Below are 17,621 nucleotides of genomic sequence, written 5' to 3' on the forward strand. Positions count from 1 at the left end.
AGGCCATGCCCACCAATACCGACAAGACAGCAGGCCAGGCGCCAGCCGATGCGGCCGCCGCCAATCGCGCCCTTCCGGTCGTCCCAGCCGACGCGCTGGCGATCGTGCCGATCGACAACGCGGTGCTCTTCCCGCGCATGATCCTGCCGCTGACCATTGCTCGCCAGCCGGCGATTCTGGCGGCGCAGCAGGCGGTGAAGAGCGGCAGCGCGGTCGGCATCGTCCTGCAGCCGAACGCCGGGATCGACGAGCCAGGGCCCGACGACCTGTTCCAGATCGGCACGGTGGCGAGCATCCTGCGCTACGTGACGCTGCCCGACAGCTCGCACGTCATCGTCTGCCAGGGGGAGCAGCGCTTTCGCGTCGCCGAGTACCTGCCGGGCTACCCCTTCCCGGTGGCGCGCGTCGTTCGCCTCGAAGAGCCCGACGACGCCGACAGCGAGATCGAGGCGCGCGTCATCCGCCTCCGGGAGCGCGCCGCCGAAGTCCTGAACTACCAGCCGCAGGTCTCGCCCGAGCTGTTGGCGGCGCTGCACAACATCAACCCGGCGGGCGCGCTCGCCGACCTGGTGGCCAGCGTCAGCGAGTTCAAGCCGATCGATCGGCAGCGCGTCCTCGAAGCGCTCAGCCTGGCGCAGCGCCTCGATATCGTCCTTGATTGCCTGCTGCAGCGGCTGGAAGTGCTGCGCCTGTCGCGCGAGATCGACGAGCGGGCGAAGGCGAAGATCGACCAACATCAGCGCGAGTACCTGCTGCGCGAACGCTTGCGCTCGATCCAGAACGAACTCGGCGAGGGCGACGCGGCCAACGTGCAGGAGATCGAGTCGCTGCGCCAGGCGATCGCCGACGCGCAAATGCCCGAGGAAGTCGCGACGCAGGCGCGCAAGGAGTTGCAGCGCCTGCAGCACATGGCCGACGGCTCGGCCGAATATTCGCTGCTGCGCACCTACCTCGACTGGCTGCTCGAACTGCCGTGGCGCGAACCCGATCCCGACCGCATCGAGGTCGCCGCGGCGCGCCAGATCCTCGACGACGACCACTTCGGCCTCGAACACGTCAAGAAGCGGATCGTCGAGTTTCTCGCGGTGCGCAAGCTCAAGCCCGACGGGCACGCGCCGATCCTGTGCTTCGTCGGCCCACCCGGCGTCGGCAAGACCTCGCTGGGGCAGTCGATCGCGCGCGCTCTCGGTCGCAAGTTCGTGCGCGCGTCGCTCGGCGGCGTGCACGACGAGGCCGAGATCCGCGGCCATCGCCGCACCTACATCGGCGCACTGCCCGGCAACGTCATCCAGGCGATTCGCAAGGCGGGCTCGCGCGGCTGCGTGATGATGCTCGACGAGATCGACAAGCTCGGCCGCGGCGTCCAGGGCGACCCGTCGGCGGCGCTGCTCGAAGTCCTCGATCCCGAGCAGAACAACAGCTTTCGCGACAACTACCTGGCGCTGCCCTTCGACCTCTCGCGGATGCTGTTCATCACCACCGCCAACGTCGTCGACGCCATCCCCGGGCCGTTGCGCGACCGCATGGAGGTCATCGAGCTCCCCGGCTACACGCAGGAGGAGAAGCTCGAGATCGCGCGCCGCTACCTGCTGGCGCGGCAGATCGAGCAGAACGGCCTGCAGCCGGGCCAGATCGACTTCGACGACGCGGCGCTGCAGGCGATCATCCGCGATTACACGCGCGAAGCAGGCGTGCGTTCGCTCGAAAGGCAGATCGGCGCCGTCTGCCGGCGCGCGGCGGTGAGCATCGCCGAAGGGACGATGCTTACGATGCACGTAGACGAGGGCGCGCTGGCGGCGATTCTCGGGCCGAGTCGCTACGACAACGAAGTCGCGCTGCGCACCGGCCTGGCCGGCGTCGCTACCGGCCTGGCGTGGACGCCGGCGGGCGGCGACATCCTGTTCATTGAAGCCAGCCGCACCGCCGGCGACGGCCGGCTGATCCTTACCGGCCAGCTCGGCGAAGTGATGAAGGAGTCGGCGCAGGCGGCGCTGACGCTGGTCAAGACGCGCGCCGCCAGCCTCGGGATAGACGCCGGCCGCTTCGCGACGACCGACGTGCATGTGCATGTGCCGGCCGGCGCGATCCCCAAGGACGGCCCGAGCGCCGGCGTCGCGATGTTCATCGCCCTGGCGTCGCTGTTCGCCGACGTGGCGGTGCGCCAGGACACGGCGATGACCGGCGAGATCAGCCTGCGCGGCCTGGTGCTGCCGGTCGGCGGCATCAAGGACAAGGTGCTCGCGGCGATGCGCGCCGGCATCACGCGCGTCCTCTTGCCGGCGCGCAACCGGCGTGACCTCGAGGAAGTGCCGGCGGCCGCCAAGGAGCGGCTGCAGTTCGTTTTTCTCGACAACGTCGACGACGCGGTGCGCCAGGCGATGCCCGCAAGCGCAGCCGAGTGATCACCGGTCGGGCGGCGCTGCCAATCGCTCACTTCGGCACGAATCAGCACGAATCGGCACGAAGGCAAATGCGATCAGCTCGGTCTGCTCCTTGTGGAGAACGTCCCGATCTGGGCGGTAACCGGTGTCGATCCATACGTCGCCTACCTTGGGAGCCGCCACTTCAGCGCCTCCAGACTACTCGGCTGCCAGCGCCCAGCGTGCGAGAGCGAAAGCAATACCAGCCAGGTACAGCGTGCCAAAAATGACTTTGTTGTGCCGGGCGAGCCACTGTGGCAGGTAGATGTCGAAGTTGTCGCGTCGGTCCTCGGTGTAACGCGCGGCGACGGCCGTCAACGGACAGCGGAAGCCATTCACCGCCAGGACGAGCACCTCGACAGCGACAACCGCCGCGCTCCAGGCGGCAACTGCGTGCCTCCCATAGAAGGACGCCAGCGGAATAGCAACGATCAAGCCGGCAAAAAGCGCCCAGACGAACGTATGCGCGAGCTTGACGACGAGCAGGGCAGTCGCCGCCTTCACTCCGCGCAGCCGATCCCTTGATGCCGGCAGCGCTGCTCAAGGAAGGTGAAAAAGCACACGTAGACGTCCCCCCAGCCGATCGAATTGGCGTGCAATCGACGCCCGCCAATGAGGAAGCAAGCGTAGGTTGGGCTGACGCAGGAAGCCCAACATCCACCCGACACCGCCAAAAACTGGCGCTTGATGTGCGCGACCGCTGCCCGCTGTCGAAATCGAACGACCGTGCACGGTCGGCTGCCTGCCAACGTTCAACCGTCGAGTGCGATACACGGCAACGGCGGAGCGTTCGGCGGCCGTTGGCGCAGCGGAACCTGAACGACTGTTGCGGCCGACGTCCAGGCCGTCACCGCGGGGTCATCCGACCGGTCTTTGGCGACAGCCGCGGTTCGAAAACGTCGAAGGTGGTTCACCGCCACATCCGTTTGATCATCTGTTCTGAACGTTGTCGGCAACTTCAATCAACCGTGCTCCGTCCCCGGTTATCGCTAGATTGTCGTGCGCCTATGACAAAAGGAGTCTGTCCTGAGCGACGGGATGCCCTGCAGGAACGGACCGCTGACGGCCAAGAGGAGTCATAGCCTCACCGAAAGATCAGCTGGCTCGAACGGCGGCTTACTGATCAGAAAGCTGCCGCTCGTCTCTACCGACTTGTAGCCCACAAGATTTTCCGTCTATGATGATGACGTGCCGAAGGAGGCAAGGCAGCGTTGAATCACGCGCAGCCTGACAACTTCTTAGGCTGGCCGTCGGCAATAAACCGGTCCAACCGCCACGTCAGCAGAAGTAGCATAGAAGGAGGGAAAATGAAGCTTATCTCGATAGTCCATTTTAGATTACCGACACTCTTCGCCGTTCTGGTGCTGGGCGCCGGTTCAGCCTTGGCCGCCGCCGCGGCGACAGCAACCGCCGGCACGCCCGCCAGCGCCAAGCCCAATATCCTGGTCATCTGGGGCGACGACATTGGCTACTGGAACGTCAGCGCCTACAACCAGGGCATGATGGGCTACAAGACGCCGAACATCGACCGTATCGCCAAGGAAGGCGCGCTGTTCACCGACTGGTACGGCCAGCAAAGTTGTACTGCCGGACGTGCCGCCTTCATTACCGGGCAGTCGCCGTTCCGCACCGGCCTCTTGAAGGTCGGTCTACCGGGCGCCAAGGAAGGGCTGCAGGCTCGCGACGTGACCATCGCCGAGCTACTCAAGGCGCAGGGCTACATGACAGGGCAGTTCGGAAAGAATCACTTGGGTGACCTCGACGAACACCTGCCCACCGCGCATGGCTTCCAGGAATTCAAAGGCTCGCTCTACCACTTGAACGCCGAAGATGAGCCCGAACACGAGGACTATTTCAAGAGCCCCGAGCTGCGCGAGCGTTTCGGCACGCGCGGCGTCATCCACACTTGGGCAAACGCCGACGGCACACAGCGCATCGAAAGCACAGGCGCGCTCAACAAGAGGCGCATGGAGACCATCGACGACGAAGTCACCAAGGAGACGATCCGCTTCATGGCCGACGCGAAGAAGGCCGACAAACCCTTCTTCGTCTGGTGGAATTCGACCCGCATGCATATCTGGACACGGCTGAAGGAGTCGTCCCGCGGTAAGTCCGGCCTGGGAATATACCCCGACGGGATGCTCGAGCACGACGCACACGTCGGGGAGCTTCTGAATGCGCTGAAGGAACTCGGACTCGAAGAGAACACCATCGTGATGTACTCGACCGACAACGGCGCCGAGAAATTCACCTGGCCGGACGGCGGCACGTCACCGTTCCGCGGCGAGAAGAACACAAACTGGGAAGGCGGCTACCGCGTGCCGACGGCCATTCGCTGGCCCGGCGTGATCACGCCCGGCACCGTGATCAATGACATCTTTGCGCACGAGGACATGCTTCCCACGCTGCTGGCCGCTGCCGGGGTGCCCGACGTGAACGAAGAATTGAAGAAGGGCATGAAGGTCGGCGACAAGACGTTCAAGGTGCACATCGATGGCTACAACGTGACCGACGCTCTGGCCGGCAAGACGCCGAGCCCGCGCCACGAGTTCTTCTACTTCAACGACGACGGCCAACTGGTCGGCCTGCGCTACGACCAATGGAAGATTGTTTTCGCCGAACAGAAGGCGCACGGCGCATCGGTCTGGCGCCAGCCGTTCACGACGCTGCGCGCGCCCAAGATATTTAATATCCGAAGCGATCCGTTCGAGATCGGCGACGTGGAGGCCATGGACTGGAACCGCTGGTGGGTCGAACACATCTTCCTCCTCGTGCCTGCCCAGCAGTACGTGGGGAAATTCCTCGGCACATTCAGGGAGTTTCCACCTAGCCAGAAGGGCGGCACCTTCGCGCTGGATGCTGCCCTGGAGGCCTTGCAGACACCTGGCAAGAGCGACTGATTCGGCATCCGGCGTTCCGCAATGGCATGCTGCCGCGTGTTTTGGAACGGTGTTTGGTGGCAGCGAGCTCAGTGGGAGTTGTCCGCGTGACAACATGAAGTGGCCTGAGATGTATCGGTGGTGCATGAGTGGCGCTTGGTCTGGGGGAGAAGAATGAACATCGAACTAAACGGGCCAGCGTGATCTGAAAACCGAAATCACTCTGGCCCGTTTGATAAAGGGCCGCGCCGGGGCAGCGCCGTCCAGCTGCTAGCGAAGTCAAATACACAAGTTAAACAGGGTTGCTATCTGTTTTGACTCAGGGGACCACTTTAGTGTGACGCTGCCCGCCGAACCACCGGCCAGAGGCGGCGGCATGGGCCCAGGCGGGTGGGGGGATGGGGCCTTGTGGTGGTCGAGGTCTCTGATCTGGGCACTACCGACCACCTACCAACTGCCGTCGCCCGCCGGCAAAGCGGTCGTCGGGAAAGCTTGTTCGCCAACGCACGCGATCGATCCGACAGCGGGGCCGGTGACCCTGAGCGCCACGATGTTGGTCAACGTGTCCGTTAGTCTCAACCGTCAGTTGCTCGCGATCGGTTGCGTAGGCTCAGGGTTTGCGGAAAGCAGATATCGCTGCCGACACCTTGGTGATCGGGTTCGCTGAGACGCGAATAGCTCCTTCGGCCGAATTGCCGCCCGACAACAGATTCCTGCGGCCGGCAGCTTTATGATCAGTAAGCCGCCATCGGCTAGATCCTTTCATCAGGCGGCTCAGGGTCGTTACTAGACGCATCGTTGCGAACGTCATCGGGTCGGTCGTGAGCGCAAGGCTTGTGCAGGCCCTCCGGCCAGATCCAGAGGATTGGCGCAGTACAGCCGGTCGCTGAGGATTGCCGCGGGCCTCTGGCTGAAGCGGCTGCGATTACCGGCCGTGCCTGGCCGGACAGATCTTCCGCGCTCCCACCCGGTGGGGTGTTTTCAAGCTTGCACGTTCGACTCGCTGCTTCGACCTGCCCGCTTGCCGCCAGCGTTCCGCTGATGACGAATGACCGCTTCGATCTCGCGGATCAGCAACTGCATCGTCGCTTCCCAGCCGGCGTTGTCGATCGTCGTCGCCTGGAAGCGCAGGAGCGCGTGCAGCTCTTCCGGAAGTTCCGGGGCCTCCGGCAGGCGGGCGCCCTCGACGAGTAGCGGAAATATGGCTTTGCCCTGCCGGATCATGTCTGCAATCTCCTTGCAGACGACATCCTTGGCTGCGTGCAGGCGGGGCGTGTGGCCGTCGCTGCCCGCCAGCATCCAGGAGCGGCCGATGACCACGACGCCGGCCTTGGACGCCTGTAGGGCCTCGTCGATCGAGTTATCCCAGGCATGACCGGGCGCGATATCGCTGATGTCGAGGAAAACCCGACGGCCGCCGAAATGTTCGGAAAGATCGTTGTCTATGCGCCCGGCGGCCGCTGGCGCATCGCTGCGGCGATAGGAAATGAAGATATCCGGCGTTTCGGCGAGGGTGCCGCGCAGGAGATTGCTCAACTGACCGGTGCCGCTCACCCAGGGCTCGCTGAGTTGGAGAAACTGCGCGCGGCTCACGCCCGGTACCGAGTGAGCTTCCCAGGTCTTGAGGATCTCCTGAAAGACGAAGTCCGAGTTGCCGGTCAGGCCGCCCATGAAAGGCAGGGGAAAGACGGGTTTTCCGAGATCGATGATGCGCCGCGCGATGTCCAGTGCGCCGCGCCCGCCGCCGACCATCACTGCCGCGTCGCAGCGGGCGATCGCTGCGCGTTTCCAGGCTTCGACGTCATCCACGGCAACGATACATTCCTTGTCAGCCGCGTAGCCCGGCAAGGGCAGGCCGCCGCGCTCGAAGAGCCGGTTCCAGCCCAGGGAAATCTGCCAGAAAGCGCCCTGTGGTGCTTCCTCGCGCTGCTTGAGCGTGGCACAGAAGCTGTCTGCGACCCAGTAGTCGACTCCGGTCGAATTGCCGGCGATGAGGCCGAAGCCAGCATCGGCCAGCGTCATGCCAATCATGCGCGCGACGCGGCGCTTGGCGGCGTTGGTCCATCCGGTGCCGATGACCAGAACGAATTTCCTGCGATGATCAGTCATTGCCTGCGCCTCGTCCGGCACGCCGGGGTGGTTTCGTTGGCCTTCGTTGTCCACCCTCAAATGGACCAGGTTTCCTCCGCAGCCTGCTCGGTGAGGTAGCTGAAGGCTGCGGCGGTACTCAGAAATACCTGCCCGCCGAGTCGCTGTTTGAGCAACTCGCTGCGCTGCAGGCGGTCCATGACTGGCCCCTTGACTTCGCTCAGATGCAGCTTGATGGACTGTCCGAGCAGGCTGCGATTGATTTCGTTGAGGACGTAGAGGCCGGTGGTGTCAATGCTGCTCACCGCCGACATCACCAGCAGCACGTCGCGCGTCGCTTGCCCGTTTGCCGTCCGCTCCTTGAGCAGTTGTTCGAGGTGGTCGACGATGGCATCGACATTGCCGAAGAAGAGGTCGGCGTCGATGCGCAGCATCAGCACTTCGGGCAGGGTTTCGACCTGATGTCGTTTGACGTTGCGGAAGTGCTCGCTGCCGGGAATGCGGCCGATGACCGCGATGTGCGGCCGGCTGGCGCGCCAGATGACCGTCGCCAGCGACAGGACGACGCCGAGAATCACCCCTTGTTCGACGCCTAGAACCACGACGCCGGCGGTGGTCGCCAGCAGCGCGGCGGCGTCGCTGCGGTCATGGCGCCAGGCGTCCCGCAAGGTGGCGAAATCAATCATCCCGAGGACGGCGAGAATGATCGTCGCCGCCAGCGCCGGCAGTGGCAACCAGGATATCCAGGTGGTCGGCACGAGCAGCGCCAGGACGATCAGGCCGGCCGAGATGACGCTGGCCAGCGGCGTGTTGGCGCCGGCGGCGTAATTCACTGCCGAGCGTGAAATGCTGCCGGTGACCGCGAAGCCGCCCGACACCGCGCTGGCCAGGTTGGCGGCGCCGAGTCCGAGCAACTCGCGGTTGCTGACGATGCGTTCGCCGCGCCGGTGAGCCAGCGATTGCGCGGCCGACTGGCTGGACAGAAAGATCATGAAGGCGATCAGCAGCGAGGGCATCAGCAAGGGCTGCCAATGTTCTGCCGACACGGCCAGCGCGAGAGCCGGCAGGCCCGCTGGAATTTCGCCGACGACTTTGACCCCGGCCGCTGCCAGGTCGAGCACGGCGACGGCGGCCGTCGCCGCGATCAGAACCACCACCGGCGCCAGTTTGGTGAGCATTTCCGCTACTTTTCCGGAGGCGCCAAGCGCGGCCAGGGCGCGTGCCAGGTAGGTCTTCGCCAGCCACAGGGCAAGCAGCGAAGCCAGTCCGATGATCGCGCTCGGCAGATGGCTATTCGCCAGCGGTCCGCCCAGCAGCGGTCCGAGCTGACCGCTGGCGATCAACAATGCGGCGCCGGTGGTAAAGCCGCTCATCACCGGCCGACTGAGAAAGCCGGCGACGAAACCGAGGCGGAAAACGCCGCTGAGAAACAGGATCGCGCCGGCGATCAGCGCCATCTGGCCGGCGAGCACCATGCTCAGCGCCGATCCCGGCGGGGCCAGGGTCGCCAGCGCGGTGCCGATCATCAGCGAGGTAATCGCCATTGGCCCCACCGACTGCACCATGCTGCTGCCGAACAGGGCATAGGCGACGGGTGGCAGGATGCTGGCGTAGAGCCCGGTGACCGGCGGCAGGCCGGCGACCAGGGCGTAGGCCATGCTTTGCGGAATCATCATCAGGGTGACGATGATGCCGGCGCCGATATCGCCAGCCAGCAAGTCGCGTCGATAGTTCCGCAGCCAGATGAGCATCGTTTTTGTTGTCCTCTTGTCAGCCGAGTGCGCCGAGCGCTGCGTTCATGTTACCTCGTGTGTGGCGCTGCTGTGCCTGCGCCTGCTTTGCCTCGCTTCCGCTCGCTGGCCGCTCTCAACGCAGGCAGAACAGCGCCGCCAGTTCGGCAGCGCCGAGATTCCGATCCATTGTTCGCCGCTGCCGACGGTCAGCTCGGCCAGCTCGCGCTTGGCGTCGATCATGTCGTTGATGCGTTTCTCGAAAGTGGCACGTTTGATCAGTCGATGTACCTGCACATTCTGCTGCTGGCCGATGCGGTAGGCGCGGTCGGTGGCCTGTGCCTCCACCGCCGGGTTCCACCACCGGTCGTTTTGAATGACGCTCGAAGCGGCGGTGAGCTTGAGCCCGGTGCCGCCAGCCTTCAGCGAGAGCAGGAAAACCTGCTCAGTGCGATCGTTCTGGAAGCGCTCGACGAGCGCATCACGGCGGCTGCTCCAGCTGGGCGCGCAGGCGCTCGATCTCGCGCGGGTCGAGATAGACGTAGCCGGCCTTGAACCGGATCACGCCGGTGGCCTCGCGAACCAGGTCCTCGAAATCCTCGCGGCTGAGCAGCTGGTCGCCGACCGCCACCCGCCAGTCGAAACCGAAAACGTCGTCGGCGTGGAGGAGGCCACCGCCAGCAGCCTGGCCTGCCTGAACTGTGATCTGCAGCAACAGGCGTGGTCGCAGGAGGCGCTCCAGGGCCTTCGGCAGCAGCGCGCGAATGCCGAGCAGGCGAAGGACGGGCAGGGTGGCGAAGAGGAATTCAGGCAGCGCGTCGGCGGCCCTGGCGCAGCGGCGGCAGTTGGCGAGGCTGCTGGCTGGGGCTTGTTGCCCGGCGGCTGGCAGCGGAAACCTCGGCGAAAGTAGGCGTTACTGCAGTAAAGGCGTATCGGCAGCGTCCAGGTCTACACCGTCGACGGTCGCCGCACCGGCCAGCAGGCGCAGATATTGGCGCAATGCGGTGACGAAGGCCTGTTGGCGCAGCGAATTGGCAACCGCGCCGCGGACCGCCTCGAAGGGCTGCGCGACGCCCGCTTCGCGCTCCTGCACCTCGACGACGTGCAGACCGAAGCGGCTGTGCACCAGCAAGGGGAGCACGCCGACGCCGACCTGCGCGAAAAGTTCGCGCGCAAACTCGGGTGCGCAATCGCCGGCGACGAGCCAGCCGAGATCGCCGCCCTCGGCGCCGCTGGGACAATTCGACCACTGCCGCGCGGCGTCGGCAAAGCCCTCGGCCGCCTGGCCATCGTGGCAGCGCACGTCGAGCAGGATCGTTTCCGCCCGCTTGCGCAGGGCGACCACGTCGACTCCCGGCGTCACGGCAAACAGGATGTGCCGCGCCCGCACGCGTTCGCCGGTACTGTAGGCGGCTTCGTGTGCGGCATGGTGGCGACGACAGGCTTCTTCCGACGGTTCGGGCGAGTCAAGCTCACGCTCGAGCAGCAGCTCGATGGCGGCTGATGCCGCCTCGCTGATCACTCCGTCGCCCGAAGGGGCGTCACTGGCGGCGAGCATGCCGGCCGCCTGTGCCGCCTGACGCAGCAACTCGGTGCATGCGCGTTGACGCAATTCCTCGGCGCTCGGTGTTTCGCCAGCGGCGTTCAGGGCGACACCGTTGATCCGCGCCACTTGGCCATCAATCGTCGTCTTTGTAGTCATGCCAAACCCTTCGCGAGTGTTTCAGAAACCGGTGCCGGGCTGGCGCGGCTGGTCGTACCCGGCGGGCAGATTGAGCCGGCGGCTGCGCACCATCTGATGCGGACGAAAGGCGTAGGCAAGCGTGGCGAAACCGCTCCACACATGCACCAGACGGCTGAACGGGAAGAGCAGGAAGATGGTCATGCCGAGCACCAGGTGCACCTTGTACGGCCAGGCAACTCCGACCAGACCGGCCGCGTCGCCGACGCGGAAAGTGAATACGCCCTGCGCCCAGTCGGCGAGAAGCAGCATGACGCTGCCATCGGCATGCGAGAAGGAGAAGGGCAGGGTAATCAGGCCGAGCGTCAGCTGCACCCAGAGGATGATCAGGATCGCCAGGTCGGTGCGATGGCTGGTCAGCCGGATGCGGTCGTCGGACATGCGGCGATGAATCAGCAGGCTTAGTCCGATGAAGCAGAAGAAGCCGGCTATCCCGCCCGCGGACATGGCCAGCACTTGCTTGTTAGCGGCACTGATGAACGGCTCGTAGAGCCAGTGCGGCGTGAGCAGGCCGACGGCGTGGCCAAGGAAGAGAAACAGGATGCCGACGTGGAACAGGTTGCTGCCCCAGCGCAGCGTGCCGGTGCGCAGCATCTGCGACGAGTCGCTCTTCCAGGTGTACTGGTCGCGGTCGAAGCGGGCCAGGCTGCCCATCAGAAAAACCGTCAGACAGATGTACGGGTAATAGGCGAAGAAAAAAGTGTGCAGATAGGACTGAAAGGCGTTCATGCGACCGCTCCTGTTTGGGGGTTCTTGCGGACAAGGTGTATCGCTTGCGGCTGGCCGGGACTGGACTGCCCCTGCGCCGAGCAACCGGCGAAAACGGGAGGCTCTTCCCAGCTCTCGTCGAGCGCTTGTTCAGCTGCGACTTTGACGGCCTGCGCCTTGCTGCCCGCCAGGTCGAGCAGCGCACCAACGACACTGGCATAGCCACTCCGGCGTTGCTGCAGGGCATTGAACAGGGCGTTCAGGATATGCGCCATCTCATCGAGAAAAGCACGTGCCTCGCGCGGCGGCTGCGTGGACGTGAACTCGATAACGACCGGCAGGTAGTCGGGCAGTTCACCCGGCGCGAGCAGCAGGCCGGCTTTTTCGTAGGTCTGCGCGAGGTCGATCATCGCCGGGCCACGCTCGCGCGAATCGCCATGTACATGCTCGAAGAGGTGCAGCGAAGTGCCGCGACCACGGTCGAAAAGCTCGACGTAGTCGGCTTCCACCTGCAGGGGGTCGCCGCCGTCGAGAGCATCAATCAGGGCCTCGAGTTCGGCGTGACGCGTTGCCGACACGGCCGCTTCACTGCGCAGGATGGCACGCATCTCGGCGAGATGGCGGCGCATGCTGGCGTCGGGATAACTCAGCAAGGCAGCGAGCACGCGCAGGCTGCCCGAGGCTGACACGGGTTTGGGCATGATCAGACCTCCAGTTTGATGGGGATGGTGCGTTTCTTCTCGCTGCCGAAGAGGCTGGTCTCGCCAGTCCCTTCCGAGCAGCCGTTGCCGAACGAGAAGCCGCATCCACCACGCACGTTGAAAGTGTTCTCGGCGTATTCGCGGTGTGTGCTGGGAATCACGAAACGATCCTCGTAGTTGGCAATTGCCATCACGTGGTACATCTCCTCAACTTCCGCCTGGCTGATGCCGACCTGTTTCAGGACTGCGCTGTTGAGCCGTTGGTGGACGTGCTTCTCGCGCTGGTAGGCACGCATCGCCAGCATCCGTTCGAGCGCGCGCACCACCGGCTGGGTGTCACCGGCAGTGAGCAGGTTGGCCAGATACTTGACCGGGATGCGCAATTGCTTGACGTCGGGTATTTCACCGTTCGCGCCGAGATCTCCGGTATGCGCGGCGGCGCTGATCGGTGACAGCGGCGGCACGTACCAGACCATCGGCAGCGTGCGGTACTCGGGGTGCAACGGTAGCGCCACTTTCCATTGCACGGCCATCTTGTAGACCGGGCTGTTGCGCGCCGCCTCCATCCACTTGTCGGGAATTCCGTCGATTGCCGCCTGCGCGATCACTGCCGGATCGTTGGGGTCGAGGAAGATCTTGAGTTGCTCGTGGTAAAGGTCGCGATCGTGCTCGACACTGGCCGCCCGCTCGATACGGTCGGCGTCGTAGAGCAGGACGCCGAGGTAGCGAATGCGGCCGACGCAGGTTTCGGAACAGACGGTCGGCTGGCCGGCTTCGATGCGCGGATAGCAGAAGATGCACTTTTCGGCTTTGCCGCTTTTCCAGTTGTAGTAAATCTTCTTGTACGGGCAACCGCTGATACACATCCGCCAGCCGCGGCATTTGTCCTGGTCGATCAGCACAATGCCGTCTTCCTCACGCTTGTAGATCGAGCCCGAGGGGCAGCTCGCCACGCACGCCGGATTCAGGCAGTGCTCGCACAGCCGTGGCAGGTACATCATGAAGGTGTTCTCGAACTGGCCGTAGATGTCCTTCTGGATGTCGTCGAAGTTCCTGTCCTTGGAGCGCTTGCTGAACTCGCCGCCGAGAATCTCTTCCCAGTTCGGACCCCAGACGATCTTGTCCATCTGCTTGCCGGTGATCAGGCTGCGCGGCCGCGCCGTTGGCGTGGCCTTCATCTGCGGCGCATTCTGCAGGTGACCGTAGTCGAAGGTAAACGGTTCGTAGTAGTCGTCGATCTCCGGCAGGTTGGGGTTGGCGAAGATGCGCATCAGCAGCTTCCACTTGGCCCCCTGGCGCGGCTGGATGGACCCATCGGCCTGGCGAACCCAACCGCCGTTCCACTTGTCCTGGTTTTCCCATTCCTTGGGATAACCGATGCCGGGTTTGGTCTCGACGTTGTTGAACCAGGCGTATTCGACCCCGGGCCGGCTGGTCCACACGTTCTTGCAGGTCACTGAACAGGTATGGCAACCGATGCACTTGTCGAGATTCAGCACCATGCCGATTTGTGCGCGTACTTTCATGACACTTCTCCCTGGGCTTGCACGGGGCGGACCAACTCGTCGCCGACCGGCGTATCCAGCCAGTCGATCTTGACCATCTTGCGCACCACCACGAACTCATCGCGGTTGGTGCCGATGGTGCCGTAGTAATTGAAGCCGTAGCTCAACTGCGCGTAGCCACCGATCATGTGCGTGGGCTTGAGGACAATCCGCGTCACCGAGTTGTGAATGCCGCCGCGCGCACCGGTGATCTCCGAACCCGGTGTGTTCACGATCTTCTCCTGCGCGTGGTACATCATCACCATTCCCGGATTGACGCGCTGGCTGACCACTGCCCGCGCCGCGATCGCGCCGTTGAGGTTGAACAGCTCGATCCAGTCGTTGTCGACGATGCCGGCCCGTTTTGCATCGTCTTCACTAAGCCAGACGCACGGCCCGCCACGGCTAAGCGTGAGCATCAGCAGATTGTCGGTGTAGGTGGAGTGGATTCCCCACTTCTGGTGCGGTGTGATGAAGTTGAGCACGATTTCGCGATTGCCGTTGCTCTTCACGCGGTGGATGCCGGCGGTGGTCTTCAGATCGACCGGCGGCCGGTAGCTGACGCAGGCTTCGCCAAACGCCAGCATCCACGGGTGATCGAGGTAGAACTGCTGACGCCCGGTGAGCGTGCGCCAGGGAATCAACTCGTGCACATTGGTGTAGCCGGCGTTGTAGGAAACCGTCTCGCTCTCGATGCCGCTCCAGGTCGGCGACGAGATGATCTTGCGCGGTTGCGCCTGGATGTCCCGGAAACGGATCTTCTCGTCTTCGCGGTGCAGCGCCAGGTGCCGATGGTCGCGGCCGGTCTGCTTGCCGAGCGCTTCCCAGGCCTTGACCGCGACGTGGCCGTTGGTTTCCGGCGCCAGCATCATCACCACCTCGCAGGCGTCGATGTCGGTCTCGATCTTCGCCATGCCGAGCGTCGCACCCTCACTACCAACCAGGCCGTTGAGTTCGCCGAGCTGCCTGACTTCGGTTTCGGTATTCCAGGCGATCCCTTTGCCGCCGTTGCCGACCTTGCCCAGCAACGGACCAAGGGCGGTAAAGCGCTTATAGACGTTGGGATAGTCGCGTTCGACGACGGCCATCTGCGGTGCGGTCTTGCCCGGGATCAGCTCGACCTCGCCACGTTTCCAGTCCTTGACGTCCAGTGCCTGCGCCAGTTCGCCGGGCGTGTCGTGCATCAGCGGCGTCAGTACCAGTTCCTTCTCGACGCCGAGGTGACCGACGCACACTTCGCTGAATTTCTTCGCAAAGCCCTTGTAGATATCCCAGTCGCTACGCGCCTGCCAAGCCGGGTCGACGGCGGTCGACAGCGGGTGGATGAAAGGATGCATGTCGCTGGTGTTGAGATCGTTCTTTTCGTACCAGGTCGCTGTTGGCAAGACGATATCGGAGTACAGGCAGGTGGTACTCATGCGGAAGTCGAGCGTGACCAGCAGGTCGAGTTTGCCCTCCGGCGCCTTGTCGTGCCACACCACTTCGCGCGGCTTGGCATCGTCGGCACCGAGGTCCTTGCCCTGCACGCCGTGACTGGTGCCGAGCAGATGCTTGAGGAAGTACTCGTGCCCCTTGCCGCTCGAGCCGAGCAGGTTGGAGCGCCAGACGAACATGTTGCGTGGCCAGTTGTCCGGGTGATCCGGGTCTTCGCAACTCAGCTGCAGCGAGCCGTCCTTGAGGCTCTTCACCGCATAATCCCTGGCGTCCATGCCGGCCGCCTGCGCGTCGCTGACAACCTGCATCGGATTGGTTTTCAGTTGCGGGGCGGAAGGCAGCCAGCCCATGCGCTCGGCACGCACGTTGTAGTCGATCATGCTGCCGCCGTATGCTTTCTTGTCGGCCAGCGGCGACAGCACTTCGTCGACACCAAGGCGCTCGTAGCGCCATTGGTCGGTGTGCGCGTAGAAGAAGCTGGTGCTGTTCTGCTGGCGCGGCGGGCGGATCCAGTCGAGAGCGAAGGCCAGCGCCGTCCACCCGGTCTGCGGCCGGAGTTTTTCCTGACCAACATAATGCGCCCAGCCACCGCCGCTCTTGCCGATGCAACCGCACATCATCAACATGTTGATGACGCCGCGGTAGTTCATGTCGCTGTGGTACCAGTGGTTCATCGCCGCGCCGATGATCACCATCGAGCGGCCGTGAGTCTTGTCGGCATTTTCGGCGAACTGGCGGGCAACGGTGATTACCTGGTCGCGCGGCGTTCCCGTGATGCGCTCCTGCCACGCAGGCGTATAGGGCGTGTCATCGTCGTAGCTGCTCGCCGCCAGCTCGCCGGGGAGGCCGCGTGCGACGCCGTAGTTGGCCGCCTGCAGGTCGAACACCGTGGCCACCAGCGCCGTGCGTTTGCCGCCTGCCTGGCCGAGTGAAATACGTTGTACGGGAACCGTGCGCACCAGTACATCGCCGTTCTCGCCGGGCCGCAGGTTGTTCGGAAAATGTTCGCTGACGATGCCGCCGAAGTACGGAAAACCGACTTTCGCGGTGTCCTTGTCCGGCTCCTCGCCCTCGAGCAAGGACAGCTTCAGTTTAACCTCGCGACCACTCTGCGCTTCCTTCGCTTCCAGGTTCCACTGCCCCTCGTCGGCGCGGCCATCAGCGCCCCAGCGAAAGCCGATGGCACCGTTGGGAAGCACCACTCGACCGGACTCGTCGAAAGCGACGGTCTTCCAGTCCGGGTTGTTGGCCTGGCCCAACTTGTCGTCGAAATCAGAAGCACGCACATAGCGGTCGGGCACCAGAATCGTTTCGCCGCCGGGCAGGACGTGCTCTTTCAACATCACCAGCATCGGCAGGTCGGTGTAGCGGCGAGCGTAGTCGTCGAAATAGACACTGCGCTTGTCGAAGTAGAACTCCTTCAAAATTACGTGCCCCATGGCCATGGCGACCGCGGCGTCGGTACCCTGCTTGGGATGCAGCCAGATGTCGGAAAGCTTGGCGACTTCGGAGTAGTCGGGCGTGACGGCAACCGTCTTGGTGCCTTTGTAGCGAACTTCGGTAAAGAAGTGCGCGTCGGGCGTCCGGGTTTGCGGCACGTTCGAACCCCAGGCAATGATGAAGCTCGAGTTGTACCAGTCGGCCGATTCGGGGACGTCGGTCTGCTCGCCCCAGACCTGCGGGCTGGACGGCGGCAGGTCGCAGTACCAGTCGTAGAAGCTCAAGCAGACGCCGCCGATCAGGCTCAGGTAGCGGCTGCCGGCCGCATAGCTGACCATCGACATGGCCGGAATCGGCGAAAAGCCCATCACCCGATCCGGTCCGTGCTTCTTGATCGTATACACGTTGGCGGCGGCGACGATCTCGTTGACCTCGTCCCAACTCGAACGCACGAAGCCGCCGAGGCCGCGCACGCTCTGGTACTCACGCCGTTTGGCGTCGGACTCGACGATCGATGTCCAGGCCTCGACCGGGTTGCTGCTCGCACGCGCGTCGCGCCAGCTCCTGAGCAGCTGACCGCGAACCATCGGGTACTTCACCCGGTTGGCGCTGTACAGGTACCAGCTGTAGCTGGCACCACGGGCGCAACCGCGTGGTTCGTGATTCGGCATGTCCCAGCGTGTGCGCGGATAGTCGGTCTGCTGCGTCTCCCAGGTGACGATGCCGCCCTTGACGTAGATCTTCCACGAGCACGACCCGGTGCAGTTCACGCCGTGCGTGGAGCGCACGATCTTGTCGTGCGCCCAGCGGTTGCGGTAGGCATCCTCCCAGGTACGGTCCTCGCCGGTCACGACGCCGTGGCCGTCTGAGAAGGATTCCCGTGGTTGGGAGAAATAGCTCAGTCGATCAAGAAAGTGGCTCATAGGTTTTCCCTTG

At 64.1% G+C, this 17,621-nt stretch carries 11 protein-coding genes and 1 pseudogene; 2 read left to right on the forward strand and 10 right to left on the reverse strand.

Annotated elements, in window-relative coordinates; all coding sequences use genetic code 11:
• The first annotated feature begins 5 nt into the window (after positions 1-5).
• The gene (lon, locus tag V5B40_RS10880; RefSeq protein ID WP_332354507.1) at positions 6-2,402 is read left to right on the forward strand and encodes an endopeptidase La; all 2,397 of its coding nucleotides are present in this window, start codon (positions 6-8) and stop codon (positions 2,400-2,402) included.
• A gap of 177 nt (positions 2,403-2,579) precedes the next feature.
• On the opposite strand, the gene V5B40_RS10885 is transcribed toward lon, so the two are convergent.
• Positions 2,580-2,924, reverse strand: a complete 345-nt coding sequence (locus V5B40_RS10885; protein ID WP_332354508.1) for a hypothetical protein — start codon at positions 2,922-2,924, stop codon at positions 2,580-2,582.
• 803 nt (positions 2,925-3,727) lie between these two features.
• Here V5B40_RS10885 and V5B40_RS10890 point away from each other — a divergent pair.
• Positions 3,728-5,320 (forward strand): arylsulfatase, encoded by a 1,593-nt coding sequence (locus V5B40_RS10890; RefSeq protein ID WP_332354509.1) that lies wholly within the window; start codon positions 3,728-3,730, stop codon positions 5,318-5,320.
• A 960-nt stretch (positions 5,321-6,280) separates the two neighbouring features.
• Here the strand turns inward: V5B40_RS10890 and V5B40_RS10895 are convergent.
• From V5B40_RS10895 to V5B40_RS10935, 9 genes and pseudogenes are all read right to left on the reverse strand, one after another.
• Complete coding sequence (locus V5B40_RS10895; protein ID WP_332354510.1) at positions 6,281-7,408, reverse strand: toll/interleukin-1 receptor domain-containing protein; 1,128 nt, start codon at positions 7,406-7,408, stop codon at positions 6,281-6,283.
• 56 nt (positions 7,409-7,464) lie between these two features.
• The gene (locus tag V5B40_RS10900) at positions 7,465-9,138 is read right to left on the reverse strand and encodes a SulP family inorganic anion transporter (RefSeq protein WP_332354511.1); all 1,674 of its coding nucleotides are present in this window, start codon (positions 9,136-9,138) and stop codon (positions 7,465-7,467) included.
• A 45-nt stretch (positions 9,139-9,183) separates the two neighbouring features.
• Positions 9,184-9,603: pseudogene (locus V5B40_RS10905) on the reverse strand (helicase-related protein); the annotation flags it as partial.
• Positions 9,599-10,006, reverse strand: a complete 408-nt coding sequence (locus V5B40_RS25250) for an SNF2 helicase-associated domain-containing protein (protein ID WP_434735867.1) — start codon at positions 10,004-10,006, stop codon at positions 9,599-9,601. The pseudogene V5B40_RS10905 and the gene V5B40_RS25250, both read right to left, overlap by 5 nt.
• A 24-nt stretch (positions 10,007-10,030) precedes the next feature.
• A complete protein-coding gene (locus V5B40_RS10915) occupies positions 10,031-10,819 on the reverse strand; it encodes a peptidylprolyl isomerase (protein WP_332354513.1) in 789 nt (262 codons plus the stop codon).
• 21 nt (positions 10,820-10,840) lie between these two features.
• On the reverse strand, positions 10,841-11,587 hold the full coding sequence (gene narI, locus V5B40_RS10920) for a respiratory nitrate reductase subunit gamma (protein WP_332354514.1): 747 nt from the start codon (positions 11,585-11,587) through the stop codon (positions 10,841-10,843).
• A complete protein-coding gene (gene narJ / locus V5B40_RS10925; protein ID WP_332354515.1) occupies positions 11,584-12,267 on the reverse strand; it encodes a nitrate reductase molybdenum cofactor assembly chaperone in 684 nt (227 codons plus the stop codon). Before narJ ends, narI begins: the two co-directional genes overlap by 4 nt.
• Before the next feature lie 2 nt (positions 12,268-12,269).
• Complete coding sequence (narH, locus tag V5B40_RS10930) at positions 12,270-13,793, reverse strand: nitrate reductase subunit beta (protein WP_332354516.1); 1,524 nt, start codon at positions 13,791-13,793, stop codon at positions 12,270-12,272.
• Entirely contained in the window at positions 13,790-17,608 is a 3,819-nt protein-coding gene (locus V5B40_RS10935; protein ID WP_332354517.1) for a nitrate reductase subunit alpha, read from the reverse strand. Before V5B40_RS10935 ends, narH begins: the two co-directional genes overlap by 4 nt.
• Positions 17,609-17,621 lie beyond the last annotated feature (13 nt).

It is taken from the genome of Candidatus Accumulibacter meliphilus, from assembly GCF_036625345.1.
Taxonomy (GTDB): Bacteria; Pseudomonadota; Gammaproteobacteria; order Burkholderiales; family Rhodocyclaceae; genus Accumulibacter; species Accumulibacter meliphilus.

Coding starts and splice junctions, on each gene's coding strand:
- lon (WP_332354507.1), top strand. CDS start 6: ATGCCCACCAATACCGACAAGACAGCAGGCCAGGCGCCAGCCGATGCG.
- V5B40_RS10935 (WP_332354517.1), bottom strand. CDS start 17,608: ATGAGCCACTTTCTTGATCGACTGAGCTATTTCTCCCAACCACGGGAA.
- V5B40_RS10890 (WP_332354509.1), top strand. CDS start 3,728: ATGAAGCTTATCTCGATAGTCCATTTTAGATTACCGACACTCTTCGCC.
- V5B40_RS10900 (WP_332354511.1), bottom strand. CDS start 9,138: ATGCTCATCTGGCTGCGGAACTATCGACGCGACTTGCTGGCTGGCGAT.
- narH (WP_332354516.1), bottom strand. CDS start 13,793: ATGAAAGTACGCGCACAAATCGGCATGGTGCTGAATCTCGACAAGTGC.
- narJ (WP_332354515.1), bottom strand. CDS start 12,267: ATGCCCAAACCCGTGTCAGCCTCGGGCAGCCTGCGCGTGCTCGCTGCC.
- narI (WP_332354514.1), bottom strand. CDS start 11,587: ATGAACGCCTTTCAGTCCTATCTGCACACTTTTTTCTTCGCCTATTAC.
- V5B40_RS10895 (WP_332354510.1), bottom strand. CDS start 7,408: ATGACTGATCATCGCAGGAAATTCGTTCTGGTCATCGGCACCGGATGG.
- V5B40_RS10915 (WP_332354513.1), bottom strand. CDS start 10,819: ATGACTACAAAGACGACGATTGATGGCCAAGTGGCGCGGATCAACGGT.